This is a genomic window from Alteromonas sp. 5NS40-0096, assembly GCF_057544385.1.
Genome location: NZ_BAAJLQ010000008.1, coordinates 102,624 through 127,969 on the forward strand (window position 1 = coordinate 102,624; position 25,346 = coordinate 127,969).

General features: G+C 46.4%; 26 protein-coding genes. 18 read left to right on the forward strand and 8 right to left on the reverse strand.

Annotated elements, in window-relative coordinates; translation table 11 throughout:
* Window positions 1-2: 2 nt before the first annotated feature.
* Window positions 3-785, forward strand: a complete 783-nt coding sequence (locus AC27G9_RS19310) for a TatD family hydrolase (protein WP_487076117.1) — start codon at window positions 3-5, stop codon at window positions 783-785.
* On the opposite strand, the gene AC27G9_RS19315 is transcribed toward AC27G9_RS19310, so the two are convergent.
* Entirely contained in the window at window positions 782-1,399 is a 618-nt protein-coding gene (locus tag AC27G9_RS19315; protein WP_487076118.1) for a hypothetical protein, read from the reverse strand. The two genes, AC27G9_RS19310 and AC27G9_RS19315, sit on opposite strands and share 4 nt — an antisense overlap.
* 318 nt (window positions 1,400-1,717) lie before the next feature.
* On the opposite strand from AC27G9_RS19315, the gene serB reads away from it, so the two are divergent.
* On the forward strand, window positions 1,718-2,719 hold the full coding sequence (serB, locus tag AC27G9_RS19320; RefSeq protein ID WP_487076119.1) for a phosphoserine phosphatase SerB: 1,002 nt from the start codon (window positions 1,718-1,720) through the stop codon (window positions 2,717-2,719).
* 12 nt (window positions 2,720-2,731) lie between these two features.
* On the opposite strand, the gene AC27G9_RS19325 is transcribed toward serB, so the two are convergent.
* Window positions 2,732-5,257 (reverse strand): PilZ domain-containing protein, encoded by a 2,526-nt coding sequence (locus tag AC27G9_RS19325; RefSeq protein ID WP_487076120.1) that lies wholly within the window; start codon window positions 5,255-5,257, stop codon window positions 2,732-2,734.
* A 193-nt stretch (window positions 5,258-5,450) separates the two neighbouring features.
* Here AC27G9_RS19325 and radA point away from each other — a divergent pair, with 193 nt between their 5' ends.
* Window positions 5,451-6,815 carry a DNA repair protein RadA gene (gene radA / locus AC27G9_RS19330; RefSeq protein ID WP_487076121.1) on the forward strand — a complete coding sequence of 455 codons (1,365 nt, stop codon included), beginning with the start codon at window positions 5,451-5,453 and terminating at the stop codon, window positions 6,813-6,815.
* Here radA and AC27G9_RS19335 read toward each other — a convergent pair.
* Complete coding sequence (locus AC27G9_RS19335; protein WP_487076122.1) at window positions 6,782-7,204, reverse strand: PilZ domain-containing protein; 423 nt, start codon at window positions 7,202-7,204, stop codon at window positions 6,782-6,784. The two genes, radA and AC27G9_RS19335, sit on opposite strands and share 34 nt — an antisense overlap.
* A gap of 311 nt (window positions 7,205-7,515) precedes the next feature.
* The gene (gene ettA, locus AC27G9_RS19340; protein ID WP_487076123.1) at window positions 7,516-9,183 is read right to left on the reverse strand and encodes an energy-dependent translational throttle protein EttA; all 1,668 of its coding nucleotides are present in this window, start codon (window positions 9,181-9,183) and stop codon (window positions 7,516-7,518) included.
* Between the two features lie 215 nt (window positions 9,184-9,398).
* Here ettA and lpxD point away from each other — a divergent pair, with 215 nt between their 5' ends.
* The 10 genes from lpxD to AC27G9_RS19390 all read left to right on the forward strand — a co-directional run bounded on the left by lpxD (window position 9,399) and on the right by AC27G9_RS19390 (window position 17,748).
* The gene (gene lpxD / locus AC27G9_RS19345; RefSeq protein WP_487076124.1) at window positions 9,399-10,418 is read left to right on the forward strand and encodes a UDP-3-O-(3-hydroxymyristoyl)glucosamine N-acyltransferase; all 1,020 of its coding nucleotides are present in this window, start codon (window positions 9,399-9,401) and stop codon (window positions 10,416-10,418) included.
* Between the two features lie 149 nt (window positions 10,419-10,567).
* Entirely contained in the window at window positions 10,568-11,824 is a 1,257-nt protein-coding gene (glyA, locus tag AC27G9_RS19350; protein WP_487076125.1) for a serine hydroxymethyltransferase, read from the forward strand.
* Between the two features lie 48 nt (window positions 11,825-11,872).
* Window positions 11,873-12,322 (forward strand): transcriptional regulator NrdR, encoded by a 450-nt coding sequence (gene nrdR, locus AC27G9_RS19355; RefSeq protein ID WP_487076126.1) that lies wholly within the window; start codon window positions 11,873-11,875, stop codon window positions 12,320-12,322.
* A gap of 8 nt (window positions 12,323-12,330) precedes the next feature.
* Window positions 12,331-13,473, forward strand: coding sequence for a bifunctional diaminohydroxyphosphoribosylaminopyrimidine deaminase/5-amino-6-(5-phosphoribosylamino)uracil reductase RibD (gene ribD, locus AC27G9_RS19360; protein ID WP_487076127.1), 1,143 nt, complete (start codon window positions 12,331-12,333; stop codon window positions 13,471-13,473).
* Between the two features lie 10 nt (window positions 13,474-13,483).
* A complete protein-coding gene (locus AC27G9_RS19365; RefSeq protein WP_487076128.1) occupies window positions 13,484-14,146 on the forward strand; it encodes a riboflavin synthase in 663 nt (220 codons plus the stop codon).
* A gap of 25 nt (window positions 14,147-14,171) precedes the next feature.
* Window positions 14,172-15,272, forward strand: a complete 1,101-nt coding sequence (ribBA, locus tag AC27G9_RS19370; RefSeq protein ID WP_487076129.1) for a bifunctional 3,4-dihydroxy-2-butanone-4-phosphate synthase/GTP cyclohydrolase II — start codon at window positions 14,172-14,174, stop codon at window positions 15,270-15,272.
* A 65-nt stretch (window positions 15,273-15,337) separates the two neighbouring features.
* Window positions 15,338-15,814: a 6,7-dimethyl-8-ribityllumazine synthase gene (gene ribH / locus AC27G9_RS19375; protein WP_487076130.1), complete on the forward strand. Its 477-nt coding sequence runs from the start codon at window positions 15,338-15,340 to the stop codon at window positions 15,812-15,814.
* A gap of 12 nt (window positions 15,815-15,826) precedes the next feature.
* On the forward strand, window positions 15,827-16,246 hold the full coding sequence (nusB, locus tag AC27G9_RS19380; RefSeq protein ID WP_487076131.1) for a transcription antitermination factor NusB: 420 nt from the start codon (window positions 15,827-15,829) through the stop codon (window positions 16,244-16,246).
* 51 nt (window positions 16,247-16,297) lie between these two features.
* Window positions 16,298-17,263 carry a thiamine-phosphate kinase gene (gene thiL / locus AC27G9_RS19385; RefSeq protein WP_487076132.1) on the forward strand — a complete coding sequence of 322 codons (966 nt, stop codon included), beginning with the start codon at window positions 16,298-16,300 and terminating at the stop codon, window positions 17,261-17,263.
* Complete coding sequence (locus AC27G9_RS19390; protein ID WP_487076133.1) at window positions 17,263-17,748, forward strand: phosphatidylglycerophosphatase A family protein; 486 nt, start codon at window positions 17,263-17,265, stop codon at window positions 17,746-17,748. The genes thiL and AC27G9_RS19390 overlap by 1 nt, the downstream gene beginning before the upstream one ends.
* Here the strand turns inward: AC27G9_RS19390 and fos are convergent.
* Complete coding sequence (gene fos, locus AC27G9_RS19395) at window positions 17,745-18,152, reverse strand: fosfomycin resistance glutathione transferase (protein ID WP_487076134.1); 408 nt, start codon at window positions 18,150-18,152, stop codon at window positions 17,745-17,747. The genes AC27G9_RS19390 and fos overlap by 4 nt on opposite strands.
* Window positions 18,153-18,275: 123 nt before the next feature.
* Between fos and AC27G9_RS19400 the strand changes: the two genes are divergently transcribed.
* The 3 genes from AC27G9_RS19400 to AC27G9_RS19410 all read left to right on the forward strand — a co-directional run bounded on the left by AC27G9_RS19400 (window position 18,276) and on the right by AC27G9_RS19410 (window position 20,204).
* A complete protein-coding gene (locus tag AC27G9_RS19400) occupies window positions 18,276-18,794 on the forward strand; it encodes a hypothetical protein (protein WP_487076135.1) in 519 nt (172 codons plus the stop codon).
* A 358-nt stretch (window positions 18,795-19,152) separates the two neighbouring features.
* Entirely contained in the window at window positions 19,153-19,686 is a 534-nt protein-coding gene (locus AC27G9_RS19405; protein ID WP_487076136.1) for an NIF family HAD-type phosphatase, read from the forward strand.
* 5 nt (window positions 19,687-19,691) lie between these two features.
* Complete coding sequence (locus tag AC27G9_RS19410) at window positions 19,692-20,204, forward strand: macro domain-containing protein (RefSeq protein WP_487076137.1); 513 nt, start codon at window positions 19,692-19,694, stop codon at window positions 20,202-20,204.
* 55 nt (window positions 20,205-20,259) lie between these two features.
* Here AC27G9_RS19410 and dxs read toward each other — a convergent pair whose 3' ends face one another.
* From dxs to AC27G9_RS19425, 3 genes are read right to left on the reverse strand one after another with little or no spacing between them, the layout of a single operon-like run.
* Window positions 20,260-22,122 (reverse strand): 1-deoxy-D-xylulose-5-phosphate synthase, encoded by a 1,863-nt coding sequence (gene dxs / locus AC27G9_RS19415; protein ID WP_487076138.1) that lies wholly within the window; start codon window positions 22,120-22,122, stop codon window positions 20,260-20,262.
* A gap of 30 nt (window positions 22,123-22,152) precedes the next feature.
* The gene (gene ispA / locus AC27G9_RS19420; protein ID WP_487076139.1) at window positions 22,153-23,052 is read right to left on the reverse strand and encodes a (2E,6E)-farnesyl diphosphate synthase; all 900 of its coding nucleotides are present in this window, start codon (window positions 23,050-23,052) and stop codon (window positions 22,153-22,155) included.
* A complete protein-coding gene (locus AC27G9_RS19425; protein ID WP_487076140.1) occupies window positions 23,049-23,297 on the reverse strand; it encodes an exodeoxyribonuclease VII small subunit in 249 nt (82 codons plus the stop codon). The genes ispA and AC27G9_RS19425 overlap by 4 nt, the downstream gene beginning before the upstream one ends.
* Before the next feature lie 326 nt (window positions 23,298-23,623).
* On the opposite strand from AC27G9_RS19425, the gene pomA reads away from it, so the two are divergent.
* A complete protein-coding gene (pomA, locus tag AC27G9_RS19430; RefSeq protein ID WP_487076141.1) occupies window positions 23,624-24,388 on the forward strand; it encodes a flagellar motor protein PomA in 765 nt (254 codons plus the stop codon).
* 2 nt (window positions 24,389-24,390) lie between these two features.
* Window positions 24,391-25,329, forward strand: a complete 939-nt coding sequence (locus AC27G9_RS19435; RefSeq protein ID WP_487076142.1) for a flagellar motor protein MotB — start codon at window positions 24,391-24,393, stop codon at window positions 25,327-25,329.
* Window positions 25,330-25,346 lie beyond the last annotated feature (17 nt).

A 25,346-nucleotide genomic window follows, 5' to 3' on the forward strand; every position in this document is an offset into this window, starting at 1 on the left:
CCGTGATTGATGCCCACTGCCACCTCGATTTCCCGATTTTCGAAAATGACAGGGCTGAGGTGGTGGCAAAAAGTATCGCTGCTGAGGTCACCCAATGGCACATTCCCGGTACTCAACGACAAAGTTGGGCGCATCAAATACGCACTGCTAAGCAATGGTCCGCCGATTTCTCACTTGGGTTACATCCCTATTTTTTATCCTCATTCGAGGCTTCTCATTTGAGCCAACTTGCGCTATTGCTTCAAAATGAAAAGAGCCAGGTGTGTGGCGTTGGTGAAATTGGTCTAGATGGCGCTATTAATGTTGATAAAGCCGAACAAGTTAAAGTCTTCGAAGCGCAGCTGTCTATTGCGCAAAACGCCCGATTACCTGTAGTCATTCATCATCGAAAAACGCATAGCGACATCTTGGCAAGTTTAAAGAAAACACAGTTTAACTGTGGCGGTTTAATCCATGCATTTAACGGTAGTGAGCCCCTCGCTTTGGATTATATAAACAAAGGATACATCCTTGGCGTTGGTGGCTTGGTAACGTATCCTCGCGGTGAAAAACTGCGGCGTGTTATCTCTCGCTTGCCCCAGTCTGCCATCGTACTAGAGACGGATTCTCCGGATATGCCAATCAATGAGTATCAAGGGCAACGTAATGAACCTTGTCGACTGAGAATTATCGCAAAAGTGTTGGCAGACATTTGGCAAGTTGACCTAGCAGAAGTAAGTCGAATTACCAGTGAGAATTACTTCAGAGTGTTTTCGCAATCCGTACTTTCGAGGACCACTGGTTAGCGACGCAACTTATAAAAAATACGCACGCAATAAGCACCGATTATCCCTCCGAGTAACAAGACTAATGCCATGGTCTTGCGGTTTCGGTCTACTGACGACTGGGCAAAAGCGAAGCTGGTTTGTATATCAAATATCACAGACAAATAACCGATTTGCTGTTCATCGTGGACAATTGGTTTAATTCGGGTTAACAAAAACTGTTCGTCAACCAAGTCTCGATAGTTCGGTGACTCATAGCCAAAAACACGCTCACCTTCGGTCGTATAAAGTTCTAGGCCAACCAAGTTAGGTGAGCTTATTAAAGCCCCTCGAATGTGCTCGAGTTGCGCTAAGTCGCTTTTTGCTAAAGAGGGGGCTAAGAGAACGGCATACTGGTCTAGTATACTGTCACTTGCTGTGACATATGGCATGGTTTGCCATTGTTGGCGATGTTGAGTTGCAGTGACGATTAAGACAAGGCTAACACTTATAAAAACAAGCACAAACAATGCATGAGTCATTCGTTTTATCGCTTTGTAGCTACTGTGTACCGGAATTGACCACGCAGCGGAAACACCAGCGCTTCTGCTAGTATCTGTATTCTGCTCGTTTTGCTTGGCCGATACGTCTGGCATTGTTAGTCCTGATTCCCTCTCTATCATTGAGGCACATGCTCCTCATTTTATGCGTTCGCAAAGGTTTATGCTTCAGGTATTCGGTGTAGAAACACGATTCGGGAGGTATTCCACATAACGAAAAGTGAAGCGCAGAACTGAACTAAACGTCTTGTTCAAGAAGTGTGCGTGAACGAAACTTGCCGAGTACAGGTCCAAAGCCTTAAAACCATCACAATAGGTTAATTATAAATTATTGCCAAGTGGTTATTTTCACCTATTGCAACTTAGGCTAGGATGACCCCACTTAGATTTATTCTTACCAAAAAGTTTCCAACTATGATTAGCCCCGAGTTTGTTCATTCATCTTCAGCACTTGTTGAATTCCTCTCAGACAACGACGTCGCGACATTTAGCGACGGAAAATGGCAAAGCCAATCACAAGGTTCAGACCAAGCTGTCGTTGCGACCCTCACTGTATTTTCTCAAGCTCTCACATTTTCACAGCTCAATGCGGTGGTTGTTGCACTGTCTGAGTATGTAGAATTCAGTGAGTTTTCACTTCATAAGTTTAATCAGAAATGGGGTGACGTTGTTGTTGTCGCAGGCTTAACACGTGTTAACAGGGAATCGGATTTGAACGATGTCTTGGGAGCGTTGGCTAAGCAGTATTGTCTAGAGGTCGCTATTCATAGCGAGGCGCCAACACTAGCGGAGCCGGGCCTATTGATAATGGATATGGACAGTACGGTGATTCAAATTGAATGTATCGATGAAATCGCCAAACTGGCTGGCGTTGGAGAACAGGTCGCCGAAGTGACGGCTCAGGCTATGCAAGGGGCACTGCCCTTTAGTGAAAGTTTGTTGACTCGAGTGGCATGTCTGGCAGGCGTTGAGGTAAGTAAATTAGCGCAGATTCGAGATGCGATTCCTCTAATGCCTGGCGTTGCAATACTGGTAGATGAGTTAAAACGCCACAATTGGAAGTTGGGTATTGCCTCAGGCGGTTTTACCTACTTTGCAGACCATGTGCAATCTCGTTTGTCTCTAGACGTAGCGGTGTCTAATCAATTGGATATCGAAGACGGGGTACTGACTGGAAAAGTCAACGGCCGCATTATCGATGCGCATGTGAAAGCCGAAACAGTCAAACAACTCGCAACGCAGTGGTCAATACCAATGAGTCAAACCATGGCGATGGGCGATGGTGCTAATGATTTGGTGATGATGGATGTGGCGGCGCTGGGTGTTGCTTTTCACGCTAAGCCCATTGTCAGTGCCAAGGCAGATGTTGCTGTTCGAAATGGTGGTTTGTATCGGGCTTTGTATTTCCTGCTCTAGCACTCGGGATAGTTATTGTTTCAATAACTGTTCGATGCCGCTGTTCTTCATCTTAACAGGAGAAGGGCGGCTTTGATTACTTTCTATGAGGTCATTATCTATGCGGTAACGCAGTAATACTTCATCGGTGATGTCGGTTAAATAAACGCAACCCACCACACTCCACAACCTCTCCTCCAGTTCTTTTGCTCTGTGAATGGCGTACACGCTAACGTAGTTGATCTCGGCTTGCAATTGCTCTAAATCAGGTTTGTTGGTCGTTGTCAGTAAAACACTTATCGCAATAAATTGTCCTCGAGTGAGGGCTTCTTTGATGAAGTTATAGCGCATTTCATCTGAGGCAAATCGGCTGTTAAACCGTGGAATAATTGCCATCCGACTTTCTTTTTGGCCAGGGTCATAAGCGATGAACATCTCCTGTCTGACCGGTTGATTTTCGACTTTAACCTGTTTTAAGCCAAGCTGGATGAAAGGGTCTTCCAAATTGCGGTCGCGAAACAAAAATTCGACGTTCGTATTGCCCTGCGAGGCAAAATGATTAGCAACCGCGTTGAGACGATGTTCTGTTGCACTGGTAACCGCAGCTTGGGGCACAAACCTAGCCCCTTCTTTTTGCAGTACAAAAGCCATATTGGAGGTGTTTTTGGCGTTGATACAGCGCAACGCGTGACCAATACCTGGTATTTCTTCTTCATCTGGATACGCCTTCAACTGACTGCGATTCTGCTTTATCAACTCGTCGAAGAAATGCCGAGCGGTTTGGCCTTCCTCGCCTGAGACGGCTTTTAAATGAAGAATGTTTTTATCAAAAGAGATGTGTACCACACGATACTGCAAGTTCATCACATTGTGTTTGTTTGTGATTTCTTGCAACCTTGGAAAGCCCAAAAAGACGCGGTGATTCACTTCACCTTCGAACTCGCCTTGAATTTCTACGCGCAGGCCATGTACGGATATATCTTCGCTGATACCGACAAACTCTTGATCTTTAAATGTCATTGTCAACGCAGAACGGAGCAAATAGCGGGTCTCCATTCGCTGTTCTTGATATTTATAGCGAAACGGTTTGATTTGCGCTGGCATTCTGTTTCTCGGATGACCAAATGCCCGCAAATGAGCAAGGTTATCTCGGCGCAGTTTCAGCCGTGCATAACGCTGTTGTCCGTAGTCTGAGGTAACGTCGGTGATTTGAGCAATGTATTTTAAGTTTTTCAGCCTTGCCATTAAACGCGGGGCAGGGGGCGCATTTTGTCGTTTAATTTTCGTCCCAACGGAGTCCGGCAAAGACAATGGCGCATGGGCTTGATTGGGATCCATATCGCTCAAGCTAATTTTGAATACACGCCAACTCACCTTACGAGAACCGAAAGACAGATATAGGTCTCTTAACTGGGCTTTTTCTGCTAACTCTTGTGCAGTCGCAGAATAAAAGTACACCTTGCCGTCTTGAATGTGATTGAAGGCGTATACATAAATGTCGCGATTTGGCAGTGCTTTGTTGACGAGGTACTTAAGACGCTTCTCGTTGAGCATGAAACCAATTTTTAACTCATCATTCTCGTCATTCCAGTAGGAAATAATGTCCCGATTCACCTCATTGAGCATGGCGTATCTGGGAGCAGGGATACCGTCCACTACCTCGACAAAAACAGGCAGCGTTGGACTCCGCGGTGAGAAATACTGTTCGCAAGACTTATTGATGATAGCGTCAATGGTGTTAGTCATATTGACTTTATAACGCCGTTTATTACCGTGAATAAACTTCTCTAAAAATTGGTCAAATCCGGCATTGGGAAAGTCGGGGGCCCGCTTCAGCATCAAAAACTGAAAGTCTCGCTCACGAACAATCTTGACGATGTGATAGACAATCCCTTGCTTTTTATCGAGGGCAAATTCCGACTCAATTCCACGAAAATAGAGAGATAAGCGCTCTCCTGATTTGAAAATATGCTCAACCCCGATTCTTACTTTCAAGCCATCTTTCGAAATATCTACACTCGTACCACGGGTGCTGGTGTTATCTTCGCTGAATATCTCAATTGCACTTGCAAAGTTCATACGCTCTTGAGAGCGCTGAGCGTATTCCAGCAAATTGACAACAGGAACATCGTATTTACTGAGCACGGTGCCGACTTTATCTTCTTCTGCGCGCTTTTCTTCTTTAGCTTGGCGTTTTTCCGCTTTTTCCCGTAAAACTTTGAAGTTGTTTTCAGTTTGAAGGGTTTTTTCATATACACCAAAGGTGTAGCCACCAAAGATTCTGGCTTGATTTTCAAAGACTTCTATTGCGACATCATCGAGATAATGACTGATGCCGGCATATTGATAAATGCGACACTCGCCGTCGACTTGACCGCGCAAATCAATCGCTCTCAAGCACGGTTTCGCTAAGCGCTTGAGTTCCATTTTTAGCAGAAAGCGCTTTTCTTTTGGCAACTCACTGGCCATTTGGTTGAGCACCTGATTGAATTCAGGCTCTTTCACCATAGGCTTTAGTTGTTCAATGATTTGAGCATATTGCTGCAGATCTTGGCTCATGAATCGCGTTCTAATCTCAATAGAAAAAGTAGACTAACCCGTATCGGCAAGTTTGTCCCTAAACTAAAGTAAATTGTAGGCAAATCTTGCCTTTATGTGTGAATGAAAAATGGCTTGCCTATTCAGACAGTATGCACTGAACCGAATATCGGTGTTAAACTACCGCCATTCTTATCAAAGTTATACCTTATTTATGGCTAAACGTAAAACCGCTTATGTTTGCTCTGAGTGTGGCGCTGAGTTTGCTCGTTGGCAAGGCCAGTGTACCGAATGTAAAGCGTGGAATACCATCTCTGAATTTGTCATCAGCTCGGCAAAGCAAAGCCGAGCATCGACCAGTGGGTATGCAGGACAAACTCAGGCGAAAATTGAAAAATTGTCAGAAATCGACCTTGCGGCATTACCTCGATTTAGTTCGGGCTTTAAAGAACTTGACCGCGTTTTAGGTGGCGGTATTGTGCCCGGTGGTGCCATGCTGATTGGTGGTTCACCTGGTGCCGGTAAGAGTACTTTACTGCTTCAAGTCATGTGCCACCTCGCTCGTAATGAATCAGCCCTGTATGTAACTGGTGAAGAATCTCTTCAACAGGTTGCGATGAGGGCTAATCGATTGGGGTTACCTGACGACAAATTGCTAATGCTAGCGGAAACCAATGTTGAGACTATTTGCGATTTGGCGAAAACAGCCAATCCGAGAATTATGGTGATAGACTCCATTCAGGTTATGCATGTAAGTGATGTGCAATCTGCTCCCGGTAGCGTGTCGCAAGTTAGAGAAAGTGCTGCCTATTTGACTCGGTTTGCCAAGCAACATCACATAGCGATGTTTATCGTTGGACACGTCACGAAAGACGGTAATCTCGCCGGACCAAAAGTACTTGAACACTGTATCGATTGTTCAATGATGTTGGAAGGGGATGCTGACGGCAGATATCGCACCTTGCGCAGCCACAAAAATCGCTTTGGTGCAGTCAATGAGCTAGGTGTCTTTGCGATGACGGAAAAGGGGCTGAAGGAGGTAAACAACCCATCAGCAATTTTTCTAAGTCGGGGTGAAAAACAGGCCCCTGGCTCCAGTGTGATGGTGATATGGGAGGGGACGCGTCCACTTCTGGTTGAAATACAAGCACTAGTCGATTACTCACAATTATCTAACCCAAGGCGAATCGCTGTTGGTTTAGAACAAAATCGATTGGCTATGTTACTTGCCGTCATGCACCGTCATGGTAATCTGCAAATGAGTGACCAAGACGTGTTCGTCAATGTCGTCGGTGGCGTAAAAGTGTCGGAGACCAGCGCAGATTTGGCGCTTTTACTTGCGATGGTATCGAGTTTCAAGAATCAAGCACTACCAAGGGAGCTAATCGTATTCGGTGAAGTTGGTCTTGCAGGTGAAATTCGTCCAGTGCCAAACGGTAATGAACGTTTGATTGAGGCAGCGAAACACGGCTTCAAACGAGCTATCGTACCCAAAGCTAATGCGCCTAAAGCCCCGATTGAGGGATTAACCGTGATTCCTGTGGCTCAGCTTTCAGAGGCGCTTGACGCCTTGTCATAAACCGCATCGAGCAATGTGGCTAGTTCTATATCACTGAGGTTGTCGTCGCCTGCATTCAGCATGATCAGGCGGCGCAGCATGGCGATATCGTCAACAGAAATAGCCGTGAGCTTACAACCTACCGACACAGCTGGTGACATGTCACCGGTGGCTGGCAGCATATGTGTGACTTGAACCCAAGCTTTGAGTTCGGGGAGGGCTTCATTCAACGATAGTACAACCCGCATTGGTTTGTTGGGAATGCCGTCGGAAAGAGAAGCAACATTGACATTGAGTCGTAGCCCTTGCAGGGAAATATCGACGACATCTACATTCCACTCATGATTGTCTTGAATCAGTTTGCCACTTCCATGAATGGCAACTCGGTAAAATTGTCTTTGTTCCGACATCGGCTCTCTACATGTTGATTGATTAAAATAATGCCAATACCAACCCAAATGGGCAATTGGGCTACTTGCATACTGCAAAGGGCCTAAGAGCAAGGCACGATTTTGTAGCCATACACACTTCCATTCCCGTCAATACAAAAGGGGTTAATGAAAGTGCTTAGTCATCCAGCTCGACTATTCAGGCCGAGGGATGATTTATCTGTTTGGATTGGTCTAAGTGTAGTCTATGAATAGGCACCACGTCGATGACATTTTCGTTAGGCTAACGCGCACAAAAAAGGCGCCGCGTGGCGCCTTTTCAAGACAATAGATTACTTTGCAATCTTCTTGTATTTTAATCTATGAGGTTCAACGACATCATGACCAAAGGTGTCTTTCAACCAGGATTCATAGTCTGTGTAGTTGCCTTCATAAAAATTGATTTTGCCCTCATCGCGATAGTCGAGGATGTGAGTAGCGACCCTATCCAAGAACCATCTATCGTGCGAGATGACCATGGCACAGCCTGGGAACTCGAGCAACGCCTCTTCCAGTGCCCGTAATGTCTCTACGTCGAGGTCATTCGTCGGCTCATCCAGAAGTAATACATTACCGCCAGCTTTTAGCAGTTTGGCGAGATGTACACGGTTGCGCTCACCGCCTGATAAGTCCTTGATAAACTTCTGTTGGTCGGTCCCTTTGAAGTTGAATCGACTACAATAAGCTCGGCTATTAATTTCAAAGTTGCCAATGCGAATCACATCAGAATCATCGGAAATTTCCTTCCAAACCGTGTTGTTTTCATTCATGTGATCACGGAACTGCTCCACACTGGCAAGTTGAACAGTATCACCGATATCAATGTTACCCGAATCGGCTTGCTCTTGACCTGACAGCATTCTGAACAAGGTAGATTTACCTGCTCCATTGGGCCCAATAATACCGACGATCGCGCCCTTAGGCACTTTAAACTCTAGGTTGTCGATAAGTACGCGGTCGCCATATGACTTGTTTAGCCCACTCACTTCAATCACTTTATCACCTAGGCGCTCACCCGGTGGGATAAAGAGTTCGTTGGTTTCATTGCGCTTTTGATAGTCGCCTGTAGACAACTCTTCAAAACGTGCCATACGCGCTTTACTTTTCGCTTGTCGTCCTTTTGGATTGGTTCGCACCCATTCCAATTCTTGCTTGATGGATTTTTGACGAGCGTTTTCCGCTTTCTCTTCTTGCTCTAGACGTTTGTCTTTTTGTTCCAGCCAAGAAGAGTAGTTGCCTTCCCACGGTATACCATGGCCGCGGTCAAGTTCTAAGATCCACCCCGCCACATTGTCTAGGAAGTACCTATCGTGGGTAATCGCGACGACGGTGCCCTCATAGTCATGGAGGAAACGCTCTAGCCAAGCCACAGATTCAGCATCTAAGTGGTTGGTTGGTTCATCGAGTAGCAGCATGTCTGGCTTCTCAAGTAGTAAGCGGCACAGCGCTACACGTCTGCGTTCACCACCGGAAAGCTTCGATACATCAGCGTCCCAAGGCGGCAGGCGCAAAGCATCGGCAGCACGCTCTAATGCGTTTTCGAGATTATGCCCATCTTTTGCTTGAATAATAGCTTCGAGCTCACCTTGCTCTTTGGCCAATGCGTCGAAGTCTGCATCTGGTTCCGCATAGGCGGCGTAAACTTCGTCCAAACGAGTGATGGCATGCGCTACATCGGCAACGGCTTCTTCGATATTCCCGCGGACGTCTTTGGATTCATCCAGTTTCGGCTCTTGGGGCAAGTAGCCGATTTTAATGCCGGGCTGAGGACGAGCTTCACCTTCAATTTCAGTATCAACACCAGCCATGATTCGTAGCAGCGTTGATTTACCTGCGCCGTTCAAGCCCAGCACGCCTATTTTTGCGCCAGGAAAAAAGCTGAGAGAGATATCTTTTAAAATATGACGATTGGGAGGAACGATTTTACCTACCCGGTGCATTGTGTATACGTATTGTGACATGACATGTCCTTGAATAAATAATGGCGTATTTTACTTATCTGCTATTGGTATGCCAGTCTCATACCGCAATTCACAGCGTTATCTTTTGAAGTTGTTGTAAATTTAGCCATTTATTGAAAAATCACCAAGATAACACCATATGCGACAGGACGATGTCTACAAAATACAGTAGGATCAACCTAAACAATGAAACACATACAGAGGATTTGACGGCTATGGGACACAAGTCATATTCACTCGCTGAACTTGCTAGCCATGTCGGTGGCGAAGCCAAAGGTGATGAAAATACAATTATCCAAGGGGTGGGGACGTTGTCGAATGCGGCTAGCAATGACATATCATTTCTCACCAACCCTAAATACAAAGGGCAATTGCAAACGACAAAGGCGGCTGCAGTAATCCTTAATGAAAAAGCCGCCGCGGACTATGAGGCAACGGCTTTGGTTCATGCAAATCCTCATGCCGCATTTGCACGCATTGCCCAGTTGTTCGATACCACCCCTGTATTGGCAAGCGATATTCACCCTTCTGCAGTCGTTCACCCGTCGGCAAAAATAGGTGCAGGCGTTGCATTAGGGGCAAATGTGGTTGTTGAAGCGGAAGTTGTTATTGGTGATCACTCGATAATCGGCGCCAACTCTTACATCGGGCATCAAACGACGTTGGGGGAAAAGTGTGTCATTAACCCGAACGTGACCCTATATCACAACGTAAAATTAGGTAATCGAGTTAAAGTACACAGTCAGAGTGTGATAGGTGCAGACGGTTTCGGTTATGCCAATGATGCGGGTACTTGGATTCCTATCCCACAGACCGGAAGTGTTGTAGTGGGGGATGATACGCAGATTGGTGCTTCGACAACTATTGATCGGGGGGCAATCGAAGATACCGTTATTGGCAAAAATGTCATTATCGATAATCAAGTACAGATAGCGCACAATGTCATCATTGATGACCATAGCTGTATTTGTGGTTCAACGGGCATTGCTGGTAGCTGCCATATCGGTAAATACGTTGTCATTGGTGGTGGGTGTGGAATAAATGGTCACATCAGTATCTGTGACAAAGTACAAATTACCGGTTACACCATGGTTATTGCCGATATTACAGAGCCGGGCGTTTATTCATCTGGGCAACCAGCGATGAAGAACCGAGACTGGTTGAAAAATGCAGCTCGCCTGCGCAGTATCGACAGTGTTATTCAACGAGTCAAAGCCCTAGAACAAACCAAATAAGCGGGTATTTTCGATGATCACAATCGGTTTGCTGGGCGTACCAGTAACGATTGTGATAAATCAGCCACAAATCAGTATACATAACGGCCAAAATGACTAGAATAGGCCTTCGATTTATGCCATCTGTAACTCGCAGTTAAGGAGCCCCCATGTTACCTCGCGAAATGACTATTGCCGATTTTGACCCAGAATTAGCCGCCGCAATGGCGAAAGAGACGGAGCGCCAAGAGCATCACATTGAGCTCATCGCTTCAGAAAACTATTGCAGCCCACGAGTTATGGAAGCACAGGGTTCTCAACTTACCAATAAATACGCTGAAGGTTATCCGGGTAAGCGTTACTACGGTGGTTGTGAGCATGTTGATATCGCCGAAGATCTCGCGATTGAAAGAGCGAAACAACTTTTTGGTGCAGAATACGCCAATGTACAACCTCACTCTGGCTCACAAGCCAATGCAGCAGCCTTTATGGCGATGTTGGCAGCGGGAGATACGGTTCTTGGTATGAGCCTATCAGAAGGCGGCCACCTTACTCATGGTTCGCACGTAAATTTCTCTGGTAAGACATACAAAGCCGTTCAATACGGTTTGAACCAAGAAACTGGCGAAATTGACTATGCGCAAGTTGAGGCGTTAGCAGACGAACATCAACCTAAGATGATCATTGCAGGTTTCTCTGCATATTCAGGTGTTGTAGATTGGGCCAAATTCCGTGAAATTGCTGACAAAGTCGGTGCTTTCTTGTTGGTCGATATGGCTCATGTTGCGGGCTTGGTTGCCGCTGGCGTTTATCCTAACCCGTTACCTCACGCACACGTTGTTACGACGACAACGCATAAAACCCTTGCTGGTCCTCGCGGTGGATTGATTCTATCTGCGTGTGGTGATGAAGATTTGTACAAGAAACTCAACAGCTCAGTGTTCCCTGGTAATCAAGGTGGACCTTTGTGTCATGTGATTGCAGCGAAAGCAGTGGCATTCAAAGAAGCCCTTGAACCAGAGTTTAAAACGTATCAGCAACAAGTTGTTGTGAACGCCAAGGCAATGGTTGAAGTCATGCAATCTCGTGGTTACAAAATTGTATCGAACGGCACAGAAAATCACTTGTTCTTACTTGATTTGATCGACAAAGACATCACAGGTAAAGATGCAGACGCTGCGCTGGGTCGTGCGAATATCACGGTAAACAAAAACTCGGTTCCTAACGATCCTCGCTCTCCCTTTGTCACCAGTGGTTTGCGTATCGGTAGCCCGGCAATTACGCGCCGTGGTTTCGGTACGGAAGAAGCGAAGCAAGTTGCATCTTGGATTTGCGACGTATTGGATAACATGGGTGATGAGAGTGTCGTCGAGAGAGTTCAAAGCGAAGTGGTTGCACTTTGCGCTCAATTCCCTGTCTACGCTTAAATACCTGCCGGGGCGGCGTCCACCGCCCCTTTAATTAAGAGGGTATATATGTTTTGCCCATTTTGTTCTGCTCAAGAAACCAAAGTTATTGATTCTCGTCTTGTCGCTGAAGGACAACAAGTTCGTCGTCGCCGCGAATGTGTGATTTGCCACGAAAGGTTTACCACCTTCGAAGGCGCAGAGTTAGTGATGCCCAGAGTGATTAAGCGAGATGGTTCTCGCGAACCCTTTAATGAGGATAAGTTGAGGGCAGGGCTGCAACGAGCGCTTGAAAAACGTCCAGTCAGTACCGAACAAATCGAAAAATGTGTGTTGGGTCTGAAATCCGCACTGCGAGCGACGGGCGAACGGGAAATCAGCAGCGAGCTATTAGGTAACTTGATAATGGATGCGCTGAAAGAACTCGACAAAGTCGCTTATGTGCGTTTTGCATCCGTTTATCGTTCGTTTGAAGATATCCGAGAGTTTGGCGAAGAAATTGCGAAACTCGGCGATTAACCCATCCTATGGAAAATAACCCTCACATGATGAGTGACGAATTATGCCAAGATGAAACTTGGATGCTACAAGCACTCGCTATTGCCAAAAAGGGCCGATATACCACTACACCTAATCCAAGAGTAGGATGCGTCATTTTAGATAAAAATGCTAAAAAGGTAGGTGAGGGGTTCCATATTCAAGCGGGTACTCCCCACGCCGAGGTGCATGCACTTCGTATGGCGGGTGATAAAGCTGCGGGTGGCACGGCCTATGTTACACTCGAGCCCTGTAGTCATTACGGGCGAACGCCTCCCTGTGCTGATGCTCTCATTGCTGCGTCATTGTCACGGGTTGTGGTCGCGATTAAAGATCCCTTTGAGCAAGTTTGCGGACGCGGTATTGCCAAACTTGAAAATGCCGGTATCGAAGTGCGCGTAGGCGTATGCGAAACGCAAGCTCGAGAATTAATTCAAGGCTTCTTGAAGCGGGTCGCTTGCCAAAAACCTTTTGTAACGTTAAAGCTGGCTGCCAGTTTAGATGGCAAAACGGCGCTTTCCAATGGGGTAAGCCAATGGATAACTGGGCCTGAAGCAAGAAAGGATGTACAACGTCATCGCGCACAAAGCTGTGCTGTATTGACGGGGTCAGGTACCGTGATTGCCGATGATCCAAGTTTGTTAGTGCGCTCTGAGCAAGCTGAATTTGACGACTATCCTTTAGCGCACGTACGCCAGCCCTTGCGCGTTATTGTCGATTCTGAAAACGCTGTGCCTAGCGACAGAAAAATGTTTCAGGATGGGCACCCTATATGGCTGGTAAATGCCAAAAGTCGTCCCCATATACCTTCACAAAGTGTATCTCAATTCACTATTGGCAATGACAACGGCAAAGTAGATTTACCGAGGCTAATGCTTGAATTGGGCTCGAATGACATCAATGATGTTTGGGTCGAAGGCGGCGCTGGGTTGGCTGGAGCACTGCTTGAAGCGGGTGAAGTCGACCAACTTATCGTGTATGTCGCACCAAAGATACTCGGGCACCACGCCATGCCCCTTGTGCAATTACCCGATATTACCTCATTGTCGGACGCGGTTAACTTGTCTTTAGTGAATCAAGAGACCCTAGGACAAGACATCAAGTTGACGTATCGCGTTGAACGAAACAAGTAAAGAGAATGCTATGTTTACTGGAATTATTGAAGCGTTAGGAACGATTACTAAGCTGGAAAACCGCGGCCACGATATCCGTTTAACAGTGGCGACTGGTAAGCTCGATATGAGCGATGTGAAAATGGGCGACAGTATTGCAACTAACGGTGTGTGTTTAACCGTTGTAGACTATGATGATAGTTTTTACAGTGCAGACGTTTCTGCAGAAACGATACGATACACAGGGTTTGCAAACTACGCTGTCGGTAGCCAAGTCAATTTAGAAAAAGCGCTGCGCGCCGCAGATAGATTAGGCGGCCACATTGTTTCAGGTCACGTTGATGGTGTCGGAGAAATCTCTCGCATCGTCAACCAAACAGACTACGTTGAAATTTGGGTCAAAGCGCCGGATGAATTGGCTAAGTACATCGCACATAAAGGCAGCATTACAGTGGACGGTGTAAGCTTAACCGTCAATGACGTCAATGGAAGCGAATTCATGTTGTGGATTATCCCACATACACTACAAGAAACGGTACTGGGCACGTACAAAGCGGGTACCAAAGTGAATTTGGAAGTCGACGTGATCGCCCGTTATTTAGAGCGCCTTATGTTGGGCGACGATGCGGCAAAACCCATGTCAAAAGGTATCGATATGGCCTTTTTAGCGGAAAATGGTTTCTTAAAAAAATAACTCTACCCTACGAATACGAAAGATTATGGCATTAAATAAAACTGAAGAAATTATTGAAGATATCCGTCAAGGCAAAATGGTTATTTTGATGGATGATGAAGACCGTGAAAATGAGGGGGACCTCATTATGGCGGCGGAACACGTGACACCTGAAGCCATTAATTTCATGGTGACACATGCGCGGGGTTTAGTCTGTCTTCCTATGACTCAAGAGCGTTGCAAACGTCTCAACTTACCGTTAATGGTTGACAACAACGGCGCTCAGTTCTCAACCAATTTTACAGTGTCAATAGAGGCCGCAGAAGGCGTCACGACTGGGATTTCAGCGGCTGATCGTGCAACGACAATCTTAGCTGCAGTGGCCAAAGATGCCGAGGCGGCAGACATAGTGCAACCGGGTCATATTTTCCCGTTGATTGCGAAAGAAGGTGGGGTGCTCAATAGAGCCGGCCATACCGAAGCTGGAGTTGATTTAGCGCGTCTAGCGGGTTGTGAACCAGCGGCAGTTATTGTGGAAATACTCAATGAAGACGGTACGATGGCGCGTCGACCTGAACTCGAGGCCTTTGCTGAGAAACACGATATTAAGATTGGCACAATCGCCGATATGATCGAGTACCGCAACCTCAATGAAACCACGATCGAAAAAGTGGCCCAGTGTGAACTACCCACTGAATTCGGCACGTTCGAACTGCACACTTTTAAAGACGTCATAGATAACCAACTGCACTTCGCGCTGAAAAAAGGCGAGGTGTCTCAAACAGAGCCAACCTTGGTTCGTGTCCACTTGCACAATACTCTCAGTGATTTGTTGGGGTCGACTCGATCTATCAATCGCTCGATGACTTTGCCACAGGCGATGCAGCGCATAGATGCAGAAGGTGGTGTATTGGTGTTACTTGGCAACGAAGAGAATATTGAGCATCAAGTTAAACGCTTTGCAGCAGAAGATAGTGGTGAACAGCCAAAAGGTGCCACTTGGCAAGGCTCATCACGCACGGTAGGGGTGGGTAGCCAAATCCTAGCCTCAATGGGTGTGACGAAAATGAAATTATTGAGTAAACCAGTGAAGTACCACGCACTGTCAGGTTTTGGCCTTGAAGTGGTAGAGTACATTCACGATTAACGAATACATTGGGTTTCTGCGCAGTTGTGCTATACTGCGCGCCGTTTTTTATTAGGGGTAATACCATGCAAGTGATCGAAGGTAATATCAGAGCGACTGGAAAGAAGTTTGCAATCGTAGTGTCTCGCTTCAACAGCTTTGTCGTTGAAAGCTTACTAGAGGGTGCACTAGACACGTTAGAGCGTCACGGTGAAGTCAGCGACGACGACGTTACACTAGTGAGAGTACCGGGCGCATATGAGCTACCTGTAGCTGCCAAAAAACTTGCGCAAAGTGGTAAATTTGATGCAATCATCGCGTTAGGCGCCGTCATTCGCGGTGGCACACCGCATTTTGACTTCGTTGCGGGTGAGTGCAACAAAGGACTAGCGCAAGTGTCTTTAGACTTTGGCATTCCTGTATCATTTGGTGTGATTACCACAGACTCTATTGAGCAAGCGATCGAACGTTCAGGCACAAAAGCTGGCAACAAGGGTGCGGAAGCAGCTTTGGGTGCGCTTGAGATGGTTAACGTAGTTGCTGCTCTAGAAGAGCTTAATTAATAGGTGAATTGAGTGAAAGTGTCTGCACGTCACAAAGCTCGCGAGCTAGCGCTTCAAGGCGCATACTCGTGGCAAATGAGTAACAATGCTATCGATCAGGTAGAGCTAGCATTAGCGACCAGCAACGATATGCAAAAAGTAGATATGGCTTATTTTCAAGCATTATTGCGCGGTGTTGCACACAATGCGTCGAAACTTGATGAGACAATCAAGCCGTATCTTGGCCGTTTGCCTGAAGAGCTAGATCCAATCGAGAAAGCTATTTTACGCTTAGCGACATTCGAGTTGACTGAGCGCATGGATGTGCCGTATCGCGTGATCATCAATGAAGCCATTGAGCTTGCGAAAGACTTTGGTGCAGAAGAAAGCCATAAGTTTGTCAATGGTGCGCTTGATAAAGCGGTGAAAACTCTCAGACAACACGAACGTTAAGTTCGTGTTGTTGTCTATTCTCAAGTAACTCTCCTAACGCTGGTTTAATCCGTGAAAGAATTTGATTTAATAGGGCGCTATTTCGCTTCTGGTGGCCACCAACGCAAAGACGTCGTTGTAGGCATTGGTGATGACTGTGCCATCACGAAGGTAGCTGAAAATCAGCAGCTCGCCATCACCACTGACACATTAGTCGGCGGTGTACATTTTCTCGAAAATGCACCGGCTAGATCGGTTGCCTACAAAGCAGTAGCAGTTAACTTGAGTGATTTGGCAGCCATGGGCGCCGAACCCGCTTGGATTAGTTTGTCGCTCTCCATGCCGAGTGTTAATGATGTTTGGCTAGAAGAGTTTGTGTCTGGCCTTTATGAGTTAACGCAGTACTACTCTGTGCAATTAATTGGCGGCGACACGGTCAAAGGGCCAATGTCGATGACGATCACCGCCCAAGGTTTTGTGCCTCCGGGTAGTGAATTAAAACGCAGTGCCGCCAAGCCGGGTGATTGGATCTATGTCACTGGGTCATTGGGCGACGCTGGTGCTGGCCTAGATATCCTCAAAAATACCTTGGACGCGACAACGGAAAACAAAGAGTATTTGGTCAATCGTCACTTGTATCCGACGCCTCGAGTGATGGCGGGAACGGCATTGCGTCGTATCGCCAATGCCTGCATCGATGTATCAGATGGTCTGCTCGCTGATCTAAAGCACATTCTTGATGACTCGGAGTGCGGCGCGACAATCCACGTTGACCGTTTGCCGATTTCCAATGCGCTGTTTGAAACAGTTGATGCAAAAGTGGCCTACGATTATGCACTGACAGCAGGTGATGATTATGAGCTCATTTTTACCGTCGATGAAGAACAGCGTGGCAACCTTGAAACCACCCTCGCGAACGCCAATGTGCAAGTAACGTGTATTGGCCAAGTGAATGGTCACAAAGGCAATATCGACACTTTGCTTTACAAGGATAAATACGCTGTCGAATCCGGCATTGGCTACGAGCATACCTTTTAATGAAACCGGCATTGCGTGAGAAAGTATCCATGCTCAACCCAACGCATTTTTTTGCCTTGGGTTTTGGCAGTGGATTGATTCCCGCAATGCCAGGTACCTTTGGTTCCCTTGCGGCATTGCCTTTACTGTTTGGTATGCAATATTTACCGACAGTGGGGTTCGTCTTGGTAACGCTTTTGGCTTGCGTTATCGGTGTCTACTTCTGTGGTCGAACGGCACGAGATATGGGTGTACATGACCATGGTAGTATCGTTTGGGACGAAATTGCGGGTATGATGATAACGTTCCTACTGGTCCCCATTACGTGGCAGACACTCTTGATTGGTTTTGTCTTGTTCCGTCTTTTCGATATCCTTAAACCATGGCCAATCAACGTGATTGATCAGCGAGTCCACGGCGGTACTGGTATTATGTTGGACGATATCATTGCGGGCATCATGGCTGCTGGTGGTTTGTTCCTAGTCAATACCACCTTACTCGTTTAGTCCATCCAAACCAAACCCTCGTATGGTGCGCTTGTTAAGCTCTCCAATCTAGATTGTAACGACCCTACATGAATTTCTAGCTTATGACCATCTGGGTCGAGTATGTAGATTGACTGGCCTTCGCTGCGGTTCTCTTTCCATCGTTTGACGCCAAATTGTTCGAGACGCTGTCGCATCGACAAAAAGTGCTCGGGTAAAACATCGAATGCGATATGCGTGTAATCGTCAGTTTGACGGCTTAACGTTGGGCTTAACGATAAACACAGCCACAATTCCCCTGAACTCAAATAAGCGCCTTGCCGCCATTTTACTTTGCCAGTAAAGCCCAATACATCGATGTAAAAATGCAGCGAGCGGTGTAAGTCCGAGGTGGACAAGGTAATGTGGTTGAGTCCATTTAACATAGAAAGCTGTCACTTATCTTTTTCATCTTTACAGTTTAATGATAATCGTTATCATTGCGACCCTGGTAGGCTGACTTATCAGCCAAGCAATAAAAAGTAGAATATAAATAGAGGGGAGACGCAATGGCATCAGCCAAATTTCATATGGATTTTAGGAAGTACCATCGATGGCTGGGCTTTTTTCTCGCAGGAATTATGGCCGTTTATGCCATAAGTGGTGTACTGCTTATTTTTCGCCCTACTGATTTTATGAAGTATGAACAACATAAACAGCTCGAGCTCGCGCCCGCGTTGACGGCGGAGAGTGCGCTGGAAAAAATTCGCATGCGAGGCCTGAAAATCGAGTCTGAGACGACGACGAATGTTACCTTTAATCGCGGTAACTACGATAAATCGACAGGAATGGCGATAATTACGGTTACTGACTATCACCCAGTATTGTCAAAGATGGTCAAACTGCACAAAGCAACCAATAACAGCCCTTTGTTCTGGTTGAACATATTCTTTGGCGTTGGATTATTATTCTTTGTCGTTTCGGCATTTTTGATGTTTCTACCCAAGTTACCGATCTACAAAAATGGCCTTAAGATCGCAGGGGTAGGGGCGCTTGTTACCGTGCTAGTTGTACTGTTTGGTTCTTAAACGGTCATCTTCTTGACAGCAAGGCTCCTCAAGGGGCCTTTTTTGTGTGCGAAACAGATAGTCACTTTCGCCTAATTCAAAGATATGAGCGTATGATATCACGGTACCATTAACGGTAATGGGATAGGTTGGATGTGAGGAAAGTTATCGGTTTGAGAGAGCTACCTTATCAAACCAGGGTTACACTTCATAACGAAATAGTAGCCTCGAAAGAGCGATATCAGCTTCGAATACGGCGTCTGGCCAAATGGCGTTTATTACTGCTATGCGTAGCAGTAATCGGCTATAGTGTGCGGCAACGATGGATTGAATCAACACAAGGGGATGACGTATCAAGAGTGCAAAGAAACTATTAATTTTGGATATCGATGAGACCTTGCTTCATGCTAGCGAGACTCCTTTGGAGTTTACGCATGATTTTATTGCGGGTCAGTACTTTGTTTATCTAAGACCTTATCTTCAGTTGTTTCTAGAATTTGCCTTTCAACATTTTGATGTTGCGGTTTGGACTTCATCTAACGAAACCTATGCCAATCATGTGGTCAGCCGAGTTTTTCGAGACGGTATGTCTCCACGATTTGTGTGGTCAAGACACCGTTGTACGACTAAATTCGACCCAGAGACTTGGCAATACGACTACATAAAAGACCTCAAAAAAGTGAAGCGAAAAGGCTTTCCCCTCGCATCTGTCATTATGGTGGACAATACGCCGAAGAAATTACGCAGAAATTATGGGAACTTAGTAACGGTTAAATCTTTCTACGGTGACCAAAGAGATGAAGAGTTACTGTATTTGATGCCATATTTGGAAGAGCTTGAAAAGGTAGACAATATCCGTTCAGTGGAAAAGCGCGGCTGGTCAGCGCGGCAAAATTTAAGCGCAAAAGGGTAAGGTGAATGAAGCATATTAAGGTCATCTTTGGCGACATCACTAAAGCCAATGAAGATTGTATTGTGAATGCCGCCAATCCGAAAATGTTGGGCGGTGGTGGTGTTGACGGTGCTATCCATAAAGCAGCCGGAAGCAAGTTGCTAGAAGCATGTAGGAAAGTAAAAAGTATCGATGGTATCCGCTGCCCGTTTGGCGAGTCTCGGATTACGGATGCAGGAAACTTGAACGCTAAGTTTGTGATTCATAGCGTCGGTCCAATTTATCGCAATGAAGACAATCCAGAGGCTGTGTTGCATTCGGCTTATCGTAGTGCATGTGAATTGGCACTGAAAAACCAATGCCAGTCCATTGCTTTTCCGGCGCTGTCTTGTGGTGCCTATGGTTATCCCCATGAAAAAGCAGCGCGAATAGCGTTAGAGACTTGTGCAAAATACCCGAGTCTACGAATTGTATTTTTTATCTATGACAAGTCATTACTCGATGTTTTTTCACGAGAATATAAAAAGGTTTTCAGTTAAAAGAGGCAAAAAAAAGCGAGAGTGAATAACTCTCGCTTTTGTGTTTTTGATTTCTCTAGTTTAGAAAGGCGCGGACCTGTGCAACGATACCATCACCATCGATTTGATGCTCGGCGTACATTTCTTGTTGCGTGCCTTGCAATATAAAGGTGTCTGGCAAACCAATGTGTTTGATTTGAGTTGCCCATCGCTGGCTGTGAACAAACTCACTGACGGCACTGCCGGCACCGCCCATAATACATCCGTCCTCGACAGTGACGAAAGCATCATGGTCAGCTTGTAACTGCATCAACACCTCGGTATCGAGGGGTTTAACAAAACGCATGTCGATTAGTGTCGCATCCAGTGTCTCTGCCGCCTCTTCTGCGTAGGGCAACAAGGTACCAAAGTTTAAAATCGCGATACGTTTACCCTCGCGCATAGTACGGCTTTTACCAAGCTCAATGGCTTGCATCTCTGTCTCTGGTGTTATGCCTTTGCCCGCTCCTCTGGGGTAACGAACAGCTGCAGGCTGACCGGCGATATGCCCTGTATAAAGCATTTGGCGGCACTCGTTCTCGTCCCCTGGAGTCATCACTATCATATTGGGGATACAGCGCAAAAAGGCGATGTCAAAGGCACCTTGGTGTGTTGGCCCATCGGCTCCTACAACACCGGCTCGGTCTATTGCGAACAAGACTGGAAGGTTTTGTAATGCCACATCATGGATCAGTTGATCATAGGCCCGTTGCAAGAACGTGGAATAAATCGCAACAACGGCATTCATTCCATCTTTGGCAAGGCCTGCGCCGAAGGTTACGGCGTGTTGCTCTGCGATAGCAGCATCGTAGTATTGCTCTGGAAACTGTTGCGAAAACTTCACCATGCCAGACCCTTCGCGCATCGCAGGAGTGATAGCCATCAGTTTGTTGTCTTTTGCTGCCATATCACATAACCAATCACCGAATACGGCTGAATAGGTTGGCTTTGCGGCTGCGGCTTTGGGTAGCACTTGGTCAGCTGGATTGAACTTAGGGACCGCGTGGAACTTGATCGGATCTTTTTCTGCTTCTGGGTAGCCTTTCCCTTTCTTGGTAACAACATGCAGTAGTTGTGGCCCTTTGAACTTACGCATGTTGCGCAATGTATCCACCACACCGTTTACATCATGACCGTCAATAGGCCCAATATAATTGAAGCCCAGTTCTTCGAATATGGTTCCGGGTACAACCATGCCTTTGATATGCTCTTCGGCACGGCTAGCGAATTCTTTTATTGGCGGAACATTGCTTAGCAGTTTTTTACCGCCATCGCGAATGGAATTAAACAAATCACCAGTGAGAAGGCGCGCTAAATGGCTGTTTAATGCGCCGACATTTTCAGAAATAGACATTTCGTTGTCGTTTAAGACAACAACCATATCTTTGTCTATATCACCAGCGTGGTTCATGGCTTCAAACGCCATACCAGCCGTCATAGCGCCATCACCAATTACAGCAACGACCTTTCGACCTGCATTTTCTTTCTCTGCCGCAACAGCCATACCTAATGCGGCACTTATCGACGTCGAAGAGTGGCCTACGGCAAAGGTGTCGTAATCACTCTCTGGCGGCCAAGGAAAGGGGTGTAGCCCATCTTTCTTGCGTATTGTAGACATGCGCTCGGCACGGCCAGTTAGAATTTTGTGTGGGTAGGCTTGGTGGCCAACATCCCAAATCACGCGGTCGAAAGGTGTGTTATACACATAGTGCAGCGCTACGGTGAGCTCGACTGTGCCAAGCCCTGAAGCGAAATGGCCACTACTTTGACTGACCGATGCCAACAGATATTGACGCAACTCGTCAGAGAGCGTTTTTAATTGTTCTTGTGGCAACTTGCGCAACTCATCGGGCGTTGGCGCAAGCGACAAAGTAGGGTAGTGGGATAAATCTAAAGTCATTCTTTTTTCTAAGCAATAAAGGCGACCAGCCTAATGGTCTCGTTTTACCATAAGGTCGCAAAAAGCTAATAAGTTATCGATATTGTAAGGCAAAGCACGTAATGCTTGTAGTGATTGTTGGTGCAACTGGTTTAATTCTTTTTTTGCACCATCCAATCCCAACAGGGCAGGGAATGTACTTTTCCCCAGTTCCTGATCTGAACCTTGGGGTTTGCCCAATCGTTGCGTGTCGCCAGTCACATCCAAAATATCATCTTGTATTTGGAAGGCCAAACCCATTGCACGGGCAAAACCTTGCAACGCTGACCTTTCGTCTTCCTTAAGATTTGGGCTGACTATGGCAACCATATCAACACATGCTCTTAGTAGTGCACCTGTCTTCATGTTGTGTAGTTGTCGTAAGGTTGCGATATCAATGGTTTGGCCCGTGGATGCTAAATCAATAGCCTGGCCGCCACACATACCGAGATAACCACTTGCCGTCGCCAAACAACTGATCAGTTTAGCCCTTTGTGCGTTGCCATAATCTGACAGTGGTGTGTCGGCAATATGACTGAATGCGAGTGTTTGCAACGCATCACCCGCTAATATCGCCGTGGCTTCATCAAAAGCAATATGACACGTCGGTTTACCACGTCGCAAATCGTCATCATCCATTGCCGGCAGGTCATCGTGCACCAGTGAATAGGCGTGAATACATTCAATGGCGGTGGCAATGGCGTCAGTATCACTCTCGGGTACTGATAGACACTGCCCTACCAATTTTACTAACAATGGACGCATGCGCTTACCACCTACTAGCAACGAATATGACATTGCTTCTTTTAAGGTAGGTGCCACATCAGGCAAGGAAGACACTAGCTCATCAAGTCGCTTGTCTATATTGTTTCTTACAGATAGGTGAAAAGCGGAGAGTTGGTTCTCTGTCATAGTTCACTTGCGCTGTTGTCAAAGTCCTGTAGCGCTTCACCATTTTGATCGGCGAGTAATGTTTGCACTTTTTGCTCAGCCGCCTGCAAAGCTTGGTGGCTCTGTTTCGAGAGGGTTACGCCTCTTTCAAACTTGGCCAGTGCGTCGTCCAGTGGTAAATCACCGTTTTCCATTTCTTTAACAATCGATTCTAGCTCGGCTAATGACTGTTCAAAAGTCTGGGGTGTTTTAGTTCCATCACTCACGATAGAAAGTCCTCAAATCAAACTGTGACGGGCACATTAACTGAGGGGCGGGAAGGGGTCAAATGGTTTGTCATTTTAGTCTACATTCACTGCTTTTCTGGCGTTTTGCCACACACAATAAGTGCAATTTGACTCGTTCATTGTCTAAAAAAAGCGAATCAAATGCGATTGAGTTGTACTTTTTCATCACTCAGGTACGTTTTTCAAGAGGATCGGTTATAGATTTTTACGCAAATGCCGATAATATAAAACAATCTGGAGTAAATGGTTGTGTGTAGACTACATTTTAGTCAACACATGTCATCGGGCAATATGAGGATTAAGGCGTGGATTTAGGAACCGTCATAGGTATGTTGGGCGCGATTGGTTTTGTCGTCATGTCTATGTTGATGAGTGGCGAGTTAGGGATGTTTATCAATATTCCGTCAGTCCTCATTGTATTCGGTGGTAGTTTGTTCGTGGTTCTTTCCCAATACACTCTAGGTCAGTTTTTTGGTGCTGGTAAAATCGCCGGTAAAGCGTTCATGTTCAAAATTGACACACCGGAAGCACTCATTGAAAAAATCGTAGAAATGGCTGATGCCGCGCGTAAGGGTGGGTTTCTTGCACTCGAGGAAGCCGAAATAGACAATGCTTTTATGCAAAAAGGTGTAGACATGTTAGTGGACGGCCACGACGTTGATGTCGTCCGCGAGACTATGGCCAAAGATATCTCAATGACCACTCAGCGCCACGAATTCGGCGCCACCATCTTTAAAAATATGGGCGATGTCGCGCCTGCCATGGGGATGATCGGTACCTTGATTGGACTGGTTGCCATGTTGTCGAACATGGATGACCCTAAAGCCATCGGGCCAGCAATGGCCGTTGCCTTGTTGACAACACTATACGGTGCTTTCTTTGCAAACGTTGTTTGTTTGCCAATGGCAATTAAGCTAAACAACCGAGCAGAGGAAGAAAAAATCAACCAATCTCTGGTGCTTGACGGCATTGTAGGTATAGCCGATGGACAAAACCCGAGAGTTATTGAAGGGATCTTGAAAAACTACCTAGCGGAAAGTAAACGCGGGGCTACGGGCGAGGAAGAATAGGTATGGAAGACGAATGCCCCAAATGTCCCCCCGAAGGCCTTCCCGCGTGGATGGGGACGTTTGCCGATTTGATGTCATTGTTGATGTGCTTCTTTGTACTTTTGTTGGCGTTCTCCGAAATGGACGTACTCAAGTTCAAACAAATAGCAGGCTCGATGAAGTTTGCATTTGGTGTACAAAATAAAATAGAAGTTAAAGATATCCCCAAAGGCACCAGTGTCATAGCAATGGAATTTAGACCTGGACGCCCCGATCCAACACCAATAGAGACAATTCAACAGCAAACCATTGAAATGACGCAGCAAATGCTGGAGTTTCAAGCGGGTGATGAAGATTCTGCCGGTGGTCGTCAGAAACAACGTGGTACGCAACGGGGTGGTCAAGCGCAACAAACAGCGACGGACCAATCCAGTGCCGCCGAAGCGAGTGCAGATCAAACTGAAACTGCAGAATTGATGAAAAAGGTAGCTCAACAACTTCAGAAGCAAATTCTCGATGGCTCTATTGAGATGGAATCGCTTGGGCAACAAATCACGATCAGAATCCAAGAGAATGGTTCATTTTCAGCTGGCTCGGCGTTCTTACAACCTCAGTTTAAACCGATTTTGAGAACGATTGGCGAGCTACTTGCTGAAGTCCCTGGCGAAGTGGAGGTATCTGGCCACAGTGATAGCCAGCAAATCTCTAATGAGCTTTACCGCTCAAATTGGGACTTGTCTGCTCAGCGTGCTGTGGCGGTAGCAGAGGAACTAAGACGTGCAACGGGTTTCGATGAAAACCGTATGCGAGTGGTAGGTAAAGCCTCGACCTCACCACTAATAGAAGACGCATCGACATCGGCAGACAGGGCGCGAAATCGTCGAGTGGAAATCAATATCAACCAAGGCAAGCCAATATTCTCTAAACCAATTTCTGTGGTAGACGGCGAATCAGATTCATAAAAAAGCCCGGTACTGGC